This window comes from Aminobacter sp. P9b, from assembly GCF_045345995.1.
GTDB classification, from domain to species: Bacteria; Pseudomonadota; Alphaproteobacteria; order Rhizobiales; family Rhizobiaceae; genus Aminobacter; species Aminobacter niigataensis.
In genome coordinates this window covers 4,358,082-4,372,736 of the sequence record NZ_CP150082.1, presented here as the reverse complement: position 1 = coordinate 4,372,736, position 14,655 = coordinate 4,358,082, and the positions used below count along the sequence as shown (strand labels likewise).

The window sequence follows — 14,655 nt, the reverse complement described above, 5'->3', positions numbered from 1 at the left end:
AAGCTCGAAGGCCAGTGCGCGGGCGCAACGGGCTCCCGGGTTCCTGCCAGATGGCAGCTTATGTCAGTTTTTGCAGTGCAGCGGATTGACGGAAGACGAATAAAGTTTTACGACTGACGAAATTAGAAATTCGTCAGTCGTAAAATCGAGCGACCTGAACATGAACGACGTTGCTGAAAGCCCCGTGGATCTAGCGCGACAGGAGACTGTCGGGCGCATCCTCGATTCCGCCGAGCGGCTGTTCAGGCACTACGGCTACACCAAGACCAATGTGGCCGACATTGCCCGCGACCTCGGCATGTCGCCGGCCAATATCTACCGGTTCTTCGCCTCCAAGGTCGAAATCCACCAGGCGATCTGCGGCCGTATGCTCGGTGCGGTCTACCAGATGGCCTGCGAAATCCTGCGTGCTGAAGGCAGCGCCAGCGATCGTTTGCGCCGCTTCATCTATGCCCAGCACAACCTGACCGTCGAGACCATGCTCGACCAGGAAAAGGTGCATGAGATGGTCGTCGTCGCGCTGGAGCGCGACTGGCACGTCATTGAAAAGCACATTGACCGGCTGCACGACCTGATTGCGGAAGTCATCGCGCAGGGCATCGCCGCCGGCGAGTTCTCCAAGCAGGATCCGCAGATTGCCGCGCGCTGCTTCGGTGCTGCAACGGCGACACTGTGCCACCCGCAGATGGTGTCGCAGTGCGTCAACAAACCGAACCGCGCGACGTTCGAGGAACTAACGGAATACGCCCTGAGGGCGCTGAAGTAACAAGCGGCCGACGGGCCGGCATCCAGATAAACAGACAACCAGGAGTGCGAACGATGATTTCGTTCAAGACCTTCAATGCGAACCTGCGTCCTCTGGCCAGCCTGGCTTTGGTGTCGCTGCTTGGCGTTGGCCTTTCCGCCTGCTCTGAAGCCAAGACCGAGACCGTCGAGGCCATTCGCCCGGTCAAGGTGGTGGAGATCGCCAGCACGGATGCGACACGCGAACTCGACTATTCCGGAGCCGTAAAGGCGCGGACCGAGATGAACCTCGGCTTCCGCGTCGCCGGCAAGATCACCGAACGGGTGGTCAATATCGGCGACAAGGTAAAGCCGGGCGACCTTCTCGCTCGCATCGATCCGACCGACTACCAACTTGGCGAGAGCAGCGCCGAGGCGAGCCTCCAAGCTGCCGAAAAGCAGGTCGAGACCGCCCGCCTGGCCGATGAACGCGCCGATCAGCTGTTTGCCAAGAAATTCGCCTCCGAGGCGCAGCGCGAGCAGGCGGCACTTGCCTACAAGCAGGCATCGTCACAGCGCGACGCGGCCCTTTCGTCGCTGCGCCAGGCCAGGAACCAGGTCGGCTATGCCGATCTTCGTGCCGACCAGAGCGGCATCGTCACCTCCGTCAGCGCCGATACCGGCCAGGTGGTTGGCGCCGGGACGCCGGTCGTCGCGGTCGCGGTAGATGGCGACAAGGAAGTGCAGATCGCCGTCCCCGAACTGGAGATCGCCCAGTTCCAGCCCGGCAAGCCGGTCAAGGTGAGCTTTTGGTCGGACGACAAGCTCGTGCTCGACGGCAAGGTGCGCGAGGTCGCCGGCAGTGCCGATCCGCAGTCGCGGACCTTCTCGGTGCGGGTCAGCCTGCCTGACGACAGCCGTGTCCTGCTCGGCATGAGCGCCACCATCGAGGCGTCAGTCCAGAGCGGCAAGGCGGTCGTGTCGATCCCGCTCAGCGCACTGGCCAAGCAGGACGGCAAGGAGATCGTCTGGGTGGTCAACAACGACCGGGAAACCGTGCATGCGCGTGGCATCAAGGTGGCCAGCTTCGCCGCCGACGGCGTGCAGGTGGCCGAAGGCTTGAAGCCGGGCGACATCGTGGTGGCAGCCGGCACGCAGTTCATGACCGAAAACCTGAAGGTCAAGCTGCCGACGCCAGAACAGCGCGCGGCGGCGAACGAAGCCACCGCGGCAATTCGCTGAGAACAGTGCCCGCTGCGGCGGCCGATGGGGCCGCCGCCAACGCCATTCAATATTGAACCTGCGCATCTGCTGTGCCGGATCCCGGTCGCGTGCGCCAATTGGAACCACGGCCATGGACAATTCCAGCCAGGACAAGAAGCCCTTCAACCTTTCGCGTTGGGCGATTGGGCATCCGAGCATTGCGCGTTTCCTGTTCGGCCTGATCATCATCACCGGCGCGCTCGGCCTGATGCGCATGGGCCAGAGCGAGGACCCGGAATTCACCTTCCGCGTCATGGTGGTACAGGCGATCTGGCCCGGCGCCTCGATCGAGGAGATGCAGGACCAGGTCGTCAACAAGATCGAGCGCAAGCTGCAGGAAACCCCGCATCTCGACTGGGTGAAGTCCTACACCCGCGCCGGCAGCGCCATCATCACCGTCCAGGTGAAGGGCGACACCGACACCGCCGAGGTCAAGGACGCGTTCTATCAGGTGCGCAAGAAGGTCGGCGACATCTCCAGCGAGCTGCCGCAGGGCCTGCTCGGGCCGTTCTTCAATGACGAGTTCGGCGACACCTTCATCACGCTGCATTCGATTGCTGGCGAGGGCTACAGCTATCCCGAGCTGAAGGCGCAGGCGATCAAGGCGCGCGACATGCTCTTGACGACGCCCGGCGTCGAAAAGGCCGTCATCCTCGGCGACCAGCCGCAGCGTATCTATATCGACGTCTCCTCCAAGGCGCTGGCCGAACGCGGGCTTACGCTGAACGACGTGCGTAACACGATTGCCGGCCAGAACAACATCGACCCGGCGGGCGCGGTGGACACCGGCACGCATTCGGTACGCATCTCGGTCGAGGGCGATCTCTCCAAGACGGCCGACATCCGCGAGCTTAGGCTGCGCGCCGGCGACCAGATCACCCGGCTTGGCGACATCGCCACCGTGACGACTGGCCTCGAAGATCCCTATCAGCGCAAGTTCCGCTACAACGGCCAGGACAGCGTCCAGGTCGGCGTGGTGATGGCCAAGGGTTTCAAGGTCACTGATGTCGGCCATGCCGTCGAGGAGACCTATAAGCGTTTCGAGGAATCTCTGCCCTACGGCGTCTCCGTCGACCAGATCTCCAACCAGCCGGAGGTCGTCACCGAAGCCATCGGCGAGTTCATGAAGGCGCTGATCGAGGCGCTGCTGATCGTGCTCGTGGTGTCGTTCCTGTCGATCGGCTGGCGCTCGGGCCTGGTGATCGCGATCACCATCCCGCTGGTGCTCGCCGCCACCTTCGCCATCATGTACGAACTCGGCATCGACCTGCAGCGCATCTCGCTCGGCGCGCTGATCATCGCGCTGGGCCTGCTCGTCGACGACGCCATGATCGTCGTCGAGATGATGGAACGAAAGCTCGAGGAAGGGCTGGTCAAGGTCGAGGCGGCGAGCTTCGCCTACACCTCGACGGCCTTTCCAATGCTGACCGGCACCCTGATCACCACGGCCGGCTTCATCCCCGTCGGTTTTGCTGAATCGACGGCAGGCGAATATGTGCGCTCGCTGTTTTATGTCGTCGGCATCGCGCTGGTGATCTCGTGGCTCGTTGCAGTCTATTTCACGCCATGGCTCGGCAACATGATCCTCAAGCAGCGCAATCACGCCGGCAGCCATCACGACGCATTCGACACCAGCTTCTACCGCCGGCTGCGCGCGACGGTCAGCTGGGCCGTGCGCCACCGCATCATCGTTCTGGCCCTGACGCTGGTGACCTTCTTCGGCAGCCTGTTCGCCTTCCAGTTCATTCCGCAGAACTTCTTCCCGCAGTCGTCGCGGCCGGAAATCCTGGTCGATCTGTGGCTGCCTGAAGGCACCAGCATCAAGGAGGTGGAAAAGCAGGCCGAGGCGCTGGAAGCGCGCATGATGGACGATCCGGACAAGAAGTTCATCGCCACCTATATCGGCGAGGGCGCGCCGCGCTTCTTCCTGCCGCTCGACCAGCAGCTGCGCAATCCGAACTTCGCCCAGCTGCTGATCATGGCCAATGACGAGCCGGCGCGCGAAAGGCTGATCGTCAAGCTGCGCACCATCCTGGCCGAGGATTTCCCCTCGATCCGCGGCAAGGTCGACCGCCTGTTCCTCGGGCCGCCCACCGGCTGGCCGGTGCAGTTGCGCGTTGTCGGTCCGGACCGTACCGAAGTGCGGCGCATCGCCGACGAGGTGAAGGCCAAGTTCGCGGCGACGCCCGAACTCGACGCCATTCACGACGACTGGCTCGAGCCGGTGCCGGCGATGAAGCTGGTGATCGACCAGGACCGGGCGCGCGCACTGGGCGTTTCCTCGCAGCGCATTCGCCAGATGCTGCAGGCGGCGATGCAGGGTGCGCCGCTGGACGACTTCCGCGACGGCGAGGAGACGGTGTCGATCGTTGCCCGCGAGCCGGCGGCCAATCGCCAGCTGCTGTCGGCGGTCAACTCCGTCTATGTGCCGACCGACTTCGGTGGCTTCGTGCCGGTGTCGCAGGTGGCCAAGGTGCTGCCCGTCATGGAGCAGGGCATCGAATGGCGCCGCGACCGCCTGCCGACGATTACGGTGAGGGCGACCTTGCCGGACGGCGTGCAGCCGAATGACGTGACGATGAAGCTGTTCAACGAACTCAAGCCGCTGCGCGACAGCTTGGCTGCCGGCTACAAGGTCGAGATCCAGGGCGGTGCCGAGGATGCGGCCGAAAGCCAGGCCTCGATCGCCGCCAAGGCGCCGGTCATGCTGCTGGTGATCGTCCTTCTGCTGATGGTGCAACTCCAGCACTTCGGCAAGGCGATGCTGGTGCTGGCGACCGGTCCGCTCGGCATCATCGGGGCAGCGGCGGCGCTGCTGATATCGGGCGCGCCCTTCGGCTTCGTCGCCATCCTCGGCGTGATCGCGCTGCTCGGCATCATCATCCGCAACTCGATCATCCTCGTCGACCAGATCGACCAGGATATCGCCGCCGGCATGGAGCGCTACGAGGCGATCATCGGAGCTGCCGTGCGACGCTTCCGGCCGATCATGCTGACGGCGATGACGGCCGTGCTGGCGCTGATCCCGATCTCGCGCGGCGTGTTCTGGGGCCCGCTCGCCTACGCCATGATGGGCGGCATCCTGGTGGCGACCGTCTTGACCATCCTGGTTCTGCCGGCCGGATATGCGCTGTTCTTCGGCAAGGAGCCGAAGAAGAAGCAGGCAGAGCCCGAGGGCGAGGATCGCGGCAATGTCGCCGAGATTGCGCACAGGCCGGCACTGGCGGCGGAATAGGCGGCCTACGGCGCCTGGAGAAAAGCACTGATGTGCCCGGCGACAAGGCCGGGCGCCTCCCAATGCATGTTGTGGCCGAGGCCGGGCAACGTGATCAGCCGGGCGCCACCGATCGCGCCCAGCATCTGGGCCTGATGTTCTGCCGTGGCGATGTCGTCGTGTTCACCGCGCATGATGAGCGTCGGCGCCGAAATGTCCTGCAGCAGCGGGAAGGGGTCGTAGGCCGTCTGCTCGTAGTGGATCGAATGCCAGATGCGGGCCGGAACCGAGGCGCATTCCCGCCGGACATGGGAGAGGAATGCCTCGTCGACCGGGACCGTGCCGGCGCACCAGGCCCGGATGAACGCGGATTCCGGATCGATGGGGTCGCGCAGTGCGAGGATGTTTTCCCACAGCCAGCCGGTGCGTTCCCGCGGCACTGCCGAGGTCGACATCAGCACGATCTTGCCGATGATCTGCGGCCAGCGCTCGGCGAGGGCCTGCGTGAGCCGCCCTCCCAACGAATGGCCGACGACATGGGCTTGCGCGGTGCCGAGCTGGGCGAGGAAAAGCCTGATATCATGGGCCATTTCGGGGATGGTGTAGCAGCCCTCCGGCTTGTCGGAACGGCCATGGCCGCGCAAATCGAGTGCAATGAGCCGAAAGCCGCCGGCAAGATGAGGTGCAATCAGGCTCCAGCTTCGCGCGCTGTCGGTGAAGCCGTGGAGGAGCAGCACAGGTGTTCCGCCTGCTTCGCCCATTTCGACATAGGCAAGGCGGATACCGTTCGGCAGCAGGCAATCCTGCTTCGAGGCGGCGAAATCGTCCTGGGACAGCCGTTGCATCAGGGACCGGACCCATCGCGCCGAAGCATCGGCTTCGACGCGGGCAGGATAGCCGGTCCGTCGGCTGGCGGCTATCCCGTCACGCGCTGCGCCGGCATGTCCCGGCCATTCTGATGCAGCTTCAGGCCCGACGCCCGGCCGCTGCCGTCGACGTCGAAGCTGATCTGGGCGTCGACGACCTTGTAGAAGAAATGCACTTCGCTTTCCGGGTAAATCTCGGCCTTGCCTTGGCCGGTCGCCTGCGCGAACAGTTGTTCGCCTTCGCGCGTGATGGTCAGGACGAAGTCCGGCGCCAAAGGGTAATTGCCGACATAGCCGTCATAGATCGCCGGATCGACGGCCACCGCAACGCGCACCTTCGGCGGCGGGGCGAGCGGGCTGTCGCGCTTGAGCAGGTGAGCACCGATGTCGTCGACACCGACCTCGGTCGAGGTGTTGGACAGGGCAACGACTCCCATGCCCTTGGCCGGCAGGAAGCCGAGGAAGGAACGATAGCCGCCGGTGCCGCCATTGTGCCAGATCATCTGGTCGTCGCCGCTGCCTGAAATGACCCAGCCGAGCCCGGTCTCGTCGGTGCCGAGGCCCATCGGACGGCGCGTCGCCAAGGTTGTGGCGAGTGCCGAGGAAAGCGGCGAGGTGCGCGCGCCAAGCAGCATCTCGAGAAAATTCAGCAGGTCGTTTGCCGTGGACAAAAGCGCGCCGGCGCCGGCGAGCGTCGGCAGATCCCAACAGGAAACGGGAGCGAGGGTGTGGCCATGGCCGTTGGCGAGCCGGTGCTTCATGTCGCCAAGGACGGCGTCGGCCGTCGACGACATGCCGAGGGGCGCAAGGATGCGCTCGCGGACCAGGCTTCCATAGTCCTTGCCAGCGCGCAGCGCGAGCGCATGACCAAGGAGGCCCATCGCCAGGTTGGAATATTCGTACTGGCTGCCGATGTCTCGGGGCAGGGCGTAGCCGGATAGAAACGCATAAAGCTGCTCGACCGTGTAGTCGGCATAGGGGTTTTCCTCGTCGGCCGGCGCGAAATTGTCGGGCAGGCGCGGCAGCCCCGAGGTATGGGTCGCCAGGTCGACAAGGGTGATCTGCCTGCCGTCGCGTTCCGGCACGGCCACCTCTGCGGGCAGGTAGCTTGCGACCGGGTCATCGAGCCCGACCTCGCCGCGCCCGGCCATCTCGGCGAGCAGCAGGGCGGTGAAAACCTTGGTGATCGAGCCGATCTCGAAGACAGTGTCGCCGTCGACCGGGCGGGCATGAAAGGCGCCGAATTGGCCATGGGCAATGACGCGGCGGCCTGCCGCGCCGAAGGTGCCGACGACGATGCCGAGGCTCTGCCGCTGCGGGTCGATGCGCTCAACGAGGATACGCCTGATCTCGGCATCGGACGGAAATTGCGTGCTGGATGGAGCGTCCATAGGAACAGAAACGGTCATCGGTCGATTGGCCCTCATGCCAGATGCGGATGGCGGCTGATACCGGTCGCACATTACGCCAGCATGGCGGGCTCACCTTCTCCCCTGTGGGAGAAGGCACGGTCCGTCACTTGCCGTCAATCGCCGCTGCTTATGAGGTCGGCCGGCGGTAGGCCGACGAGTTCGCGGTAGCGATCTGGATCGGTGGCGCCTTCGGTGACCACCAGTAAAACGCGAGATTGAGCATCGAGGCCGATCGCAGCGCGCATCTCCGGATCGCGCACGGCGGTGAGCAGCCCGGCCATGCCGGCTCCGCCGCTTTCGCCCGCGACCACCACCGGGTCGTGGCCGAGCGGGCGGGCGAGGCGGTTCATAATCTCGATGGCCGTTTCGTCCTCGACGGTCATGAAGGCGTCGGCGACACGCGACAGGATGCGCCAGGCAAGCGGCGAGGGTTCGTAGCATTCGAGCATCGCCATGACGGTCGGCTCGCCGTGCTGGAGTTTGACCGGGTGTCCTGTCCGCGCGGTCTCGAAGATGCAGGCGGCGCGTGCCGGATCGACGACCACGAAGGTCGGGCGGTTCTCGCCGAAGCGGCTCGAAAGATAGGCGGCGGCAGCGGCAGCGATGCCGCCGACGCCGGCCTGGACGAAGACATGGGTCGGCGGCGCCGGCAGCTTCTCCAGTGCCTCGCGCATTATCGCGGTGTAGCCCTGCATGACGAGGCCGGGGATGCGCTCGTAGCCGGGCCACGACGTGTCGGAAACGACGGTCCAGCCACTCGCCTCGCAGACCCGCGCCGCCTCGGCGACCGAATCGTCATAGGTGCCGGCAACACGCACCATCTCGGCGCCGTAGCGGGCGATGGCGGCGACACGTGCGTCGCTGACGCCGCCATGGACGAAGATCACCGAACGGGCGCCGACAAGCTGTGCCCCTTGCGCGACCGAGCGGCCATGGTTGCCGTCCGTGGCGCAGCCGAAGGTCATGGCTGCCGAGATCTTTGCCACTTCAGGGCTGTGCAGTTCGGCCATGCCGACCGGACGGCCGAGCTGGCTTTCCGCCGCTTCCAGCACCAGGCGGATGACGGCATAGGCGCCGCCGAGCGCCTTGAAGCTGCCGAGGCCGAGGCGATAACCCTCGTCCTTGAGGTGGATGGCGCCGAGGCCGAGGTCAGCGGCAAGCGCAGGCAGCGACCGCAGCGGCGTCGGCTTGTGGTTGGGCCGGTGCGACAGGAAGCGTTCGACGGCCTCCGCGGCCTCGACACCAAGCGTCTCGGCGTCGATTGGCTCGAGCGGCCGGCGATAGTCCGAGTGCTGGTTGCGAATAAGCATGGGTCGATGTCTCCTCTTTCGGCGCATTTATATTGCAGCGCCGGCGAGAAATGCGCTCTATTCTGGCGTCATTGGTGCAAGTTTGTTTCGCGAGGGATGATGGACAGGCAGGCGGTACCGGGTCTCGATGAATTCGACCTGAAGATCCTGGCCATTCTTCAACGCGACAATACCACGCCGCAACGCGAGATCGGCGAAGCGATCAGCCTGTCGGCGCCGGCGGTGCAGCGGCGCATCAAGCGCATGGAAGAGGGCGGCGTGATCTCTGCCAATGTCGCGGTGATCGACCCCGAAAAGGTCGGACGACCAATCACCGCCATCGTCGAGATTGCGGTGGAGAGCGAGCGTGTCGACCTGCTTGATGCGGCAAAAGCGAGCTTTGCCGCCGCGCCCGAGGTGCAGCAGTGCTACTACGTCACCGGCGAGGCCGATTTCGTGTTGGTGGTCACGGTCGCAAGCATGGCCGAATACGAGGCGCTGACGCGGCGGCTGTTCTTCGCCAATCCCAACATTAGGCGGTTTCGCACGCTGGTGGCGATGGACCGGGTGAAGGCCGGGCTGACCGTGCCGGTTGGCTGAACGCCCCGTCCGCCGCCCGGCGGACGGGTTTCATCTATGAAGGCCGCTACTTCTTGACCGGTGCGTTCATGGCCCAGGAGACGCCGAAGGGATCGCGCAACTGGCCCCAGCGGTCGCCCCAGAACATCACGTCGAGCGGAACGACGACCTCGCAGCCGGCATCGACGGCGCGCTTCCACCAGGCATCGATGTTGTCGCCGAGGATGAGCTGCATGGTGTAACCCTGCGCCTTTTCGTGGGGATGGCCGTGTTCAGGGTAGGCGTCGCAGAGCATCATGGAACTGCCATTGACGTAGAGGTGGATGTGCATAGTCCGGCCCTGCTCGTCCGGCGGGATGGCGAAGGCCGTCTCGGCGCCGAAGGCGCGCGTGTAGAATTCGGCCGCCTTGCTGGCGCCGTCGACCTGCAGATAGGCGATCAGGCCGCCGAGAACCGGGGGAGCGGCGGTCGGTGCAGTGCTGTCGGGCATTTTTCTCTCCGTTCGTTGATGGCCGTTGCCGCCGGCGAAAGCGTGCGACTCGGCTGTTCAGGCATCGAACCGGGTGCGTGGCGCGCTCGGCGGTTGGATGCCTTGAACTGAAGACGAACGAAGCCTGCCGGAACCTACATGTCCGGCCAACATTTTTCGCGAACGACCGGAGGCATCGTGCTGGCAGGCGTGAGCCGGCTCAGTTCGAGTTCGTGTTGGAATTGCTCGACGAACTGGTGCTCGTCGAGGTGCTGGTCGACGAACTGGTGCCGGTATTGCTCTGGGAGTCGCTGTCGGTGGTGCAACTGCCGTTGGAGCAGCTCCTGGAGCGTGAGCTCGACTTGCTCGTCGACTTGGAGACCGTGACCGACCGGCTGCCGATCAGGATGGGAGCACTGCCGACGGCGAAGAACGGCATCGCGGGTTTCGCCGCCGGCACCGGGCCGGCTTCCGCTGCGGAGAAGGTCAGGACCGCGCTTGCGAAGATCGCGGCCGAGGTGAAGCGCTGGAACCTTGCCATTGCACATGCTCCTTTGCGTGGCACACCAAAACGCCATTTGAACATGGCGATGCGTGGCGCGTGAATTCGTCAATTGGAGCTAGACGGGTCGGCACGGCCAGGGGCAATCAAGCTTCAACGAAGAAGCTTGTCGTATTCTGCGTGCTTCCCAATCCAGAACCAGACGAAGTCGTGCTCCAGTCTGACGGCGACCGCGCGATGGTCACGCCCGACACGCACCGACCAATAGCGGCCGACAGACTTCAGAGGCAGTGAAGGGTGGTGCGGGTCTGCGCGAAGCAAGGCAAAATTCTTGTCGGCCAATTGCTGCACCAGGCTCAGGGAGAAGATCGCATGCCGCCCAGAACCTTGAGCTGGCATGATGGTTCAAAGCGGCCGCGTCCGTCCGGACTTGAGTTCAGCCAAGGCTTCTTCCGCAAACCTGTCCAACTTGCCGGCGGCGACGTCTTCCTCGATCTGTCGGTCCCAGCGTTCGGCCTGCAGTTCTGCGAACCACGCGGCGAACTCCTTCAGCTCGTCCTTGGACAGAGACTCAACCGACTTTTCGATCTGCTCGAGCTTGGTCATGCTGACAAGATAACATGATGCCAATCGGGGGCAACGGCCGGCCTATTTCCCCGGCCGTCCTGATTTGCCCGGCTTCTTCTTTGCGCGCGCGGCTTCGGCCGGATCCTCGTAGGAGCCGGCACCGATCTTGGCGCGCTTGACCGGCTTGACGCCTTCGACCGGCTTTTCGGTGCGGCGGACGGTCATCTCGTCGAGGCTGTTCTTCTTGAACAGCGAATTGCCGTCTTCGGGGACGCCGTAGTCCGAACCATGGGCTTCGGCTGCCGACTGCTTCTTGAACAACGAGCGTGACACGGCACCTGCGGGCGTCGTCATGTCGGTGCCTGGCCCCATGTCGTCGATATGAGGCTTGGCGAACAGCGACTTGCCTGCGGGCACCGTGCCATCGGCACCCATTTCGTCGAGGTCCGGCTTGCGGAACAGGTTCGGACGGGCAGCCTTGGCTGCCTCCTCGGCGGCGCGTGCCTCGTCGAGCTTGCGGAAGCGTTCCTGCTCCTCAACCGTGCGATGCTTAGCCACGCCCTTGTTGTGCTTGCCCTTTTCGCGCCCCGACGCCGGGCTTTCCATGTCGGCATATTTGGCCATCGGGTCGTCCGAGATGGCCAGTTCCATCTCGCGCAGGCGCTTGATCTCGTCGCGGATGCGGGCGGCCTTCTCGAAGTCGAGGTCGGTGGCGGCATTGCGCATCTGCTTTTCGAGCGCATCGAGATGGGCCTTGAGGTTGTTGCCCATCATCGCACCGGCATTGTCGGTGAACTGCGAGATGTCGGCGCGGACGTGGTCCTTCTCGTAGACCGACTCGAGGATGTCGGAGATGCGCGACTTGACGCTTTCGGGCGTGATGCCGTTGGCCTCGTTCCACAACATCTGCTTTTCGCGGCGGCGCGATGTCTCGGCCATGGCGCGTTCCATCGAGCCGGTGATCTGGTCGGCGTAGAGGACTACTTTGCCATCGACGTTTCTTGCCGCGCGGCCGATGGTCTGGATGAGCGAGGTCTCGGAGCGCAAGAAGCCTTCCTTGTCGGCGTCGAGAATGGCGACGAAACCGCATTCGGGAATGTCGAGGCCTTCGCGCAGAAGGTTGATGCCGACCAGCACGTCGAAGGCGCCGAGCCTGAGGTCGCGGAGGATCTCGATGCGCTCCAGCGTGTCGATGTCGGAGTGCATGTAGCGGACGCGGACGCCGTGCTCGTGCAGATATTCGGTCAGGTCTTCGGCCATGCGCTTGGTCAGCACGGTGACGAGGGTACGGTAGCCGGCCTTGGTCGTCTCGCGGATTTCGCCGACGACATCGTCGACCTGGGTCTTGGCCGGGCGCACCTCGACCGGCGGGTCGATCAGGCCGGTCGGGCGGATGACCTGCTCGGCAAAGACGCCGCCGGCCTCTTCCATCTCCCAGTTGCCGGGCGTCGCCGACACAGCGACGGAGAGCGGGCGCATGGCGTCCCATTCCTCGAAGCGCAGCGGCCGGTTGTCCATGCACGACGGCAGGCGGAAGCCGTATTCGGCCAGCGTCGCCTTGCGCCTGAAGTCGCCCCGGTACATGCCGCCGATCTGCGGCACAGTGACGTGGCTTTCGTCGATGAAGACGAGCGCGTTGTCGGGGATGTATTCGAACAGGGTGGGCGGCGGATCGCCGGGGCGGCGGCCGGTGAGATAGCGCGAATAGTTCTCGATGCCGGCGCAGGAGCCGGTGGCCTCGAGCATCTCGAGGTCGAAACGGGTGCGCTGTTCCAGGCGCTGAGCCTCGAGCAGGCGGCCAGCCTTTTCAAGCTCTTGCAGGCGGTGCTGCAGCTCTTCCTTGATCGACTTGATGGCCTGATTCAAGGTCGGGCGCGGCGTGACATAGTGCGAGTTGGCGTAGATTTTCACGCTTTTGAGGTCGCCGGTCTTCTGGCCGGTGAGCGGGTCGAACTCAGTGATGGAGTCGATCTCGTCGCCGAACAGCGAGATGCGCCATGCTGAATCTTCCAAGTGGGCCGGAAAGATCTCGATGGTGTCGCCGCGCACGCGGAACGAGCCACGGACGAAATTGATGTCCTGGCGCTTGTATTGCTGGGCGACGAGGTCGGCGAGCAGCTGGCGCTGGTCGAGCCGGTCGCCGACCGCCATCTGGAAGGTCATGGCGGTATAGGTTTCGACCGAGCCGATACCGTAGATGCACGAGACCGAGGCGACGATGATGACGTCGTCGCGTTCGAGCAGCGAGCGCGTCGCCGAGTGGCGCATACGGTCGATCTGCTCGTTGATGGTCGATTCCTTCTCGATATAGGTGTCGGTGCGCGGGACGTAGGCCTCGGGCTGGAAGTAGTCGTAATAGGAGACGAAATACTCGACCGCGTTGTCGGGGAAGAACTTCTTGAATTCGGAATAGAGCTGGGCGGCCAGCGTCTTGTTGGGCGCCAGGATCAGCGCCGGGCGCTGCGTCTCCTCGATCACCTTGGCCATGGTGAAGGTCTTGCCCGAGCCGGTGACGCCGAGCAGAACCTGGGTGCGCTCGGTCGAATTGACGCCTTCGACGAGGTCCTTGATGGCGGTGGGCTGGTCGCCGGCCGGCTCGAACTCCGACTGCATGACGATCTGGATGCCGCCCTCGGACTTCTCCGGCCGGGCAGGGCGGTGGGGAACCCAGATCTCGCCGTTCTTGTGCAGCGGGTTACCGCTTTCGATCAGCGCCGACAGGGCGGCGACGGTCGCGGTGACACCGGAATTGGACAGCGAGGCGGCGTCTTCGAGAGAGATGTCGAGGCCGGCGACCGGGTTGAGGCCGGCGGCGGCGCGATCCTTGGCCGAGGCGGCACCGCCCATCGAGGTGCCGCGCGCCGAGCGTGTGGGTGCAGAGCTCTTTTTGGGGATCTTCTTGGCCTTTGGCTGCGGCTTTTCTGCTTCTCTGGCGATCTCTTCGGCCCAGTCGGAAATCGAGCCGGACAGCGGCGCGCCTGAAAGCTCCGCCTGCGGCGCTTCGCCGAAGCCGGGGCGATGCAACGGCTCGGACGCATCGAGGAAATCAGTCACGCCATTGCCGCCACGCTTGCGCGGCGCGGCACGGTTGTCAGCCCCCGAGGCGGGCGATTTCTTGTCAGCAGATTTGGCCATGAGCGGAATATGGGCGGTATCAGCAGAAATGGAAAGGGCACGGGCGCCGGAATGCCGGACCGGCGGCCGCGACCGTTCGTGCTCCTGACATCAGGCTGTCAGGAAGTCGTCAACGCGGGCAGGGGAAGCCCGGGGCGATCTTGCAGTTGGCGCCGGGCGGGCGCGGCCTTGGCGGCCGTGGCTTGGGGGGACGATTCCAATGCGGAGGCCGGTTCCAGTGCGGCGGGCGATAATGCGGCGGACGCACGACGATGGTCGGCGCCACGACGACTGCCGGCGGACGGCCGACATAGTCGGAGAGATAGTTGGCCGAGACCCAGCCTCTCAGCCGGGAACCGTAGACATTGCACCAGTTGCCTTCGCAGCCGCGCAGGTCAACGCGCGTGCCTTCATGGAGCATCCCGATCTTGGCATAGCCGGTGCCGGGGCCGCTGCGCACATTGACGTTGCCGGTGGTGTAGGCGTCGGCGGCTAGTGCTGCGGCCGGCAGCGCCATCATCCCGGCCAGAATGGCCGCTGTGATGCCAAGTCTTCGAAATATCATGGGCAGTCCTCCAGACCGAAATTCATTTCGAAACGACCCAAAATACAAGCTGTCTTGCCGCGCGCCAGTATACTGGTTCGATTATCCTTTAT

13 protein-coding genes are annotated in these 14,655 nt (G+C 64.5%); 5 read left to right on the top strand and 8 right to left on the bottom strand.

Annotated elements, in window-relative coordinates; translation table 11 throughout:
* Positions 1–160 precede the first annotated feature (160 nt).
* The 3 genes from WHT83_RS21515 (at position 161) to WHT83_RS21505 (ending at position 5,221) form a co-directional block, all read left to right on the top strand.
* Positions 161–766, top strand: a complete 606-nt coding sequence (locus WHT83_RS21515; RefSeq protein ID WP_108607343.1) for a TetR family transcriptional regulator — start codon at positions 161–163, stop codon at positions 764–766.
* Positions 767–819: 53 nt separating this feature from the next.
* Positions 820–1,965 carry an efflux RND transporter periplasmic adaptor subunit gene (locus WHT83_RS21510; RefSeq protein WP_108607344.1) on the top strand — a complete coding sequence of 382 codons (1,146 nt, stop codon included), beginning with the start codon at positions 820–822 and terminating at the stop codon, positions 1,963–1,965.
* A gap of 112 nt (positions 1,966–2,077) precedes the next feature.
* Complete coding sequence (locus WHT83_RS21505) at positions 2,078–5,221, top strand: efflux RND transporter permease subunit (protein ID WP_318764014.1); 3,144 nt, start codon at positions 2,078–2,080, stop codon at positions 5,219–5,221.
* A gap of 5 nt (positions 5,222–5,226) precedes the next feature.
* On the opposite strand, the gene WHT83_RS21500 is transcribed toward WHT83_RS21505, so the two are convergent.
* From WHT83_RS21500 to WHT83_RS21490, 3 genes are all read right to left on the bottom strand, one after another.
* Positions 5,227–6,045 (bottom strand): alpha/beta fold hydrolase, encoded by an 819-nt coding sequence (locus WHT83_RS21500; RefSeq protein ID WP_406872347.1) that lies wholly within the window; start codon positions 6,043–6,045, stop codon positions 5,227–5,229.
* Positions 6,046–6,116: 71 nt separating this feature from the next.
* Positions 6,117–7,475 (bottom strand): serine hydrolase, encoded by a 1,359-nt coding sequence (locus WHT83_RS21495; protein WP_406872346.1) that lies wholly within the window; start codon positions 7,473–7,475, stop codon positions 6,117–6,119.
* 116 nt (positions 7,476–7,591) lie between these two features.
* Complete coding sequence (locus tag WHT83_RS21490; protein WP_406872345.1) at positions 7,592–8,788, bottom strand: diaminopropionate ammonia-lyase; 1,197 nt, start codon at positions 8,786–8,788, stop codon at positions 7,592–7,594.
* Between the two features lie 99 nt (positions 8,789–8,887).
* Between WHT83_RS21490 and WHT83_RS21485 the strand changes: the two genes are divergently transcribed.
* On the top strand, positions 8,888–9,367 hold the full coding sequence (locus WHT83_RS21485; RefSeq protein WP_406874030.1) for an Lrp/AsnC family transcriptional regulator: 480 nt from the start codon (positions 8,888–8,890) through the stop codon (positions 9,365–9,367).
* 46 nt (positions 9,368–9,413) lie between these two features.
* Here the strand turns inward: WHT83_RS21485 and WHT83_RS21480 are convergent, their stop codons facing one another.
* Positions 9,414–9,836 carry a glyoxalase/bleomycin resistance/extradiol dioxygenase family protein gene (locus WHT83_RS21480; RefSeq protein WP_108607349.1) on the bottom strand — a complete coding sequence of 141 codons (423 nt, stop codon included), beginning with the start codon at positions 9,834–9,836 and terminating at the stop codon, positions 9,414–9,416.
* 215 nt (positions 9,837–10,051) lie between these two features.
* On the opposite strand from WHT83_RS21480, the gene WHT83_RS21475 reads away from it, so the two are divergent.
* Positions 10,052–10,420, top strand: a complete 369-nt coding sequence (locus tag WHT83_RS21475) for a hypothetical protein (protein WP_406872344.1) — start codon at positions 10,052–10,054, stop codon at positions 10,418–10,420.
* A gap of 50 nt (positions 10,421–10,470) precedes the next feature.
* On the opposite strand, the gene WHT83_RS21470 is transcribed toward WHT83_RS21475, so the two are convergent.
* The 4 genes from WHT83_RS21470 to WHT83_RS21455 all read right to left on the bottom strand — a co-directional run bounded on the left by WHT83_RS21470 (position 10,471) and on the right by WHT83_RS21455 (position 14,563).
* Positions 10,471–10,716: a hypothetical protein gene (locus WHT83_RS21470; protein ID WP_406872343.1), complete on the bottom strand. Its 246-nt coding sequence runs from the start codon at positions 10,714–10,716 to the stop codon at positions 10,471–10,473.
* A 6-nt stretch (positions 10,717–10,722) separates the two neighbouring features.
* The gene (locus WHT83_RS21465) at positions 10,723–10,923 is read right to left on the bottom strand and encodes a hypothetical protein (RefSeq protein ID WP_108607352.1); all 201 of its coding nucleotides are present in this window, start codon (positions 10,921–10,923) and stop codon (positions 10,723–10,725) included.
* Positions 10,924–10,965: 42 nt separating this feature from the next.
* Positions 10,966–14,019 (bottom strand): excinuclease ABC subunit UvrB, encoded by a 3,054-nt coding sequence (gene uvrB / locus WHT83_RS21460; RefSeq protein WP_406872342.1) that lies wholly within the window; start codon positions 14,017–14,019, stop codon positions 10,966–10,968.
* A gap of 109 nt (positions 14,020–14,128) precedes the next feature.
* Complete coding sequence (locus WHT83_RS21455; protein WP_406872341.1) at positions 14,129–14,563, bottom strand: SH3 domain-containing protein; 435 nt, start codon at positions 14,561–14,563, stop codon at positions 14,129–14,131.
* Positions 14,564–14,655: the final 92 nt, after the last annotated feature.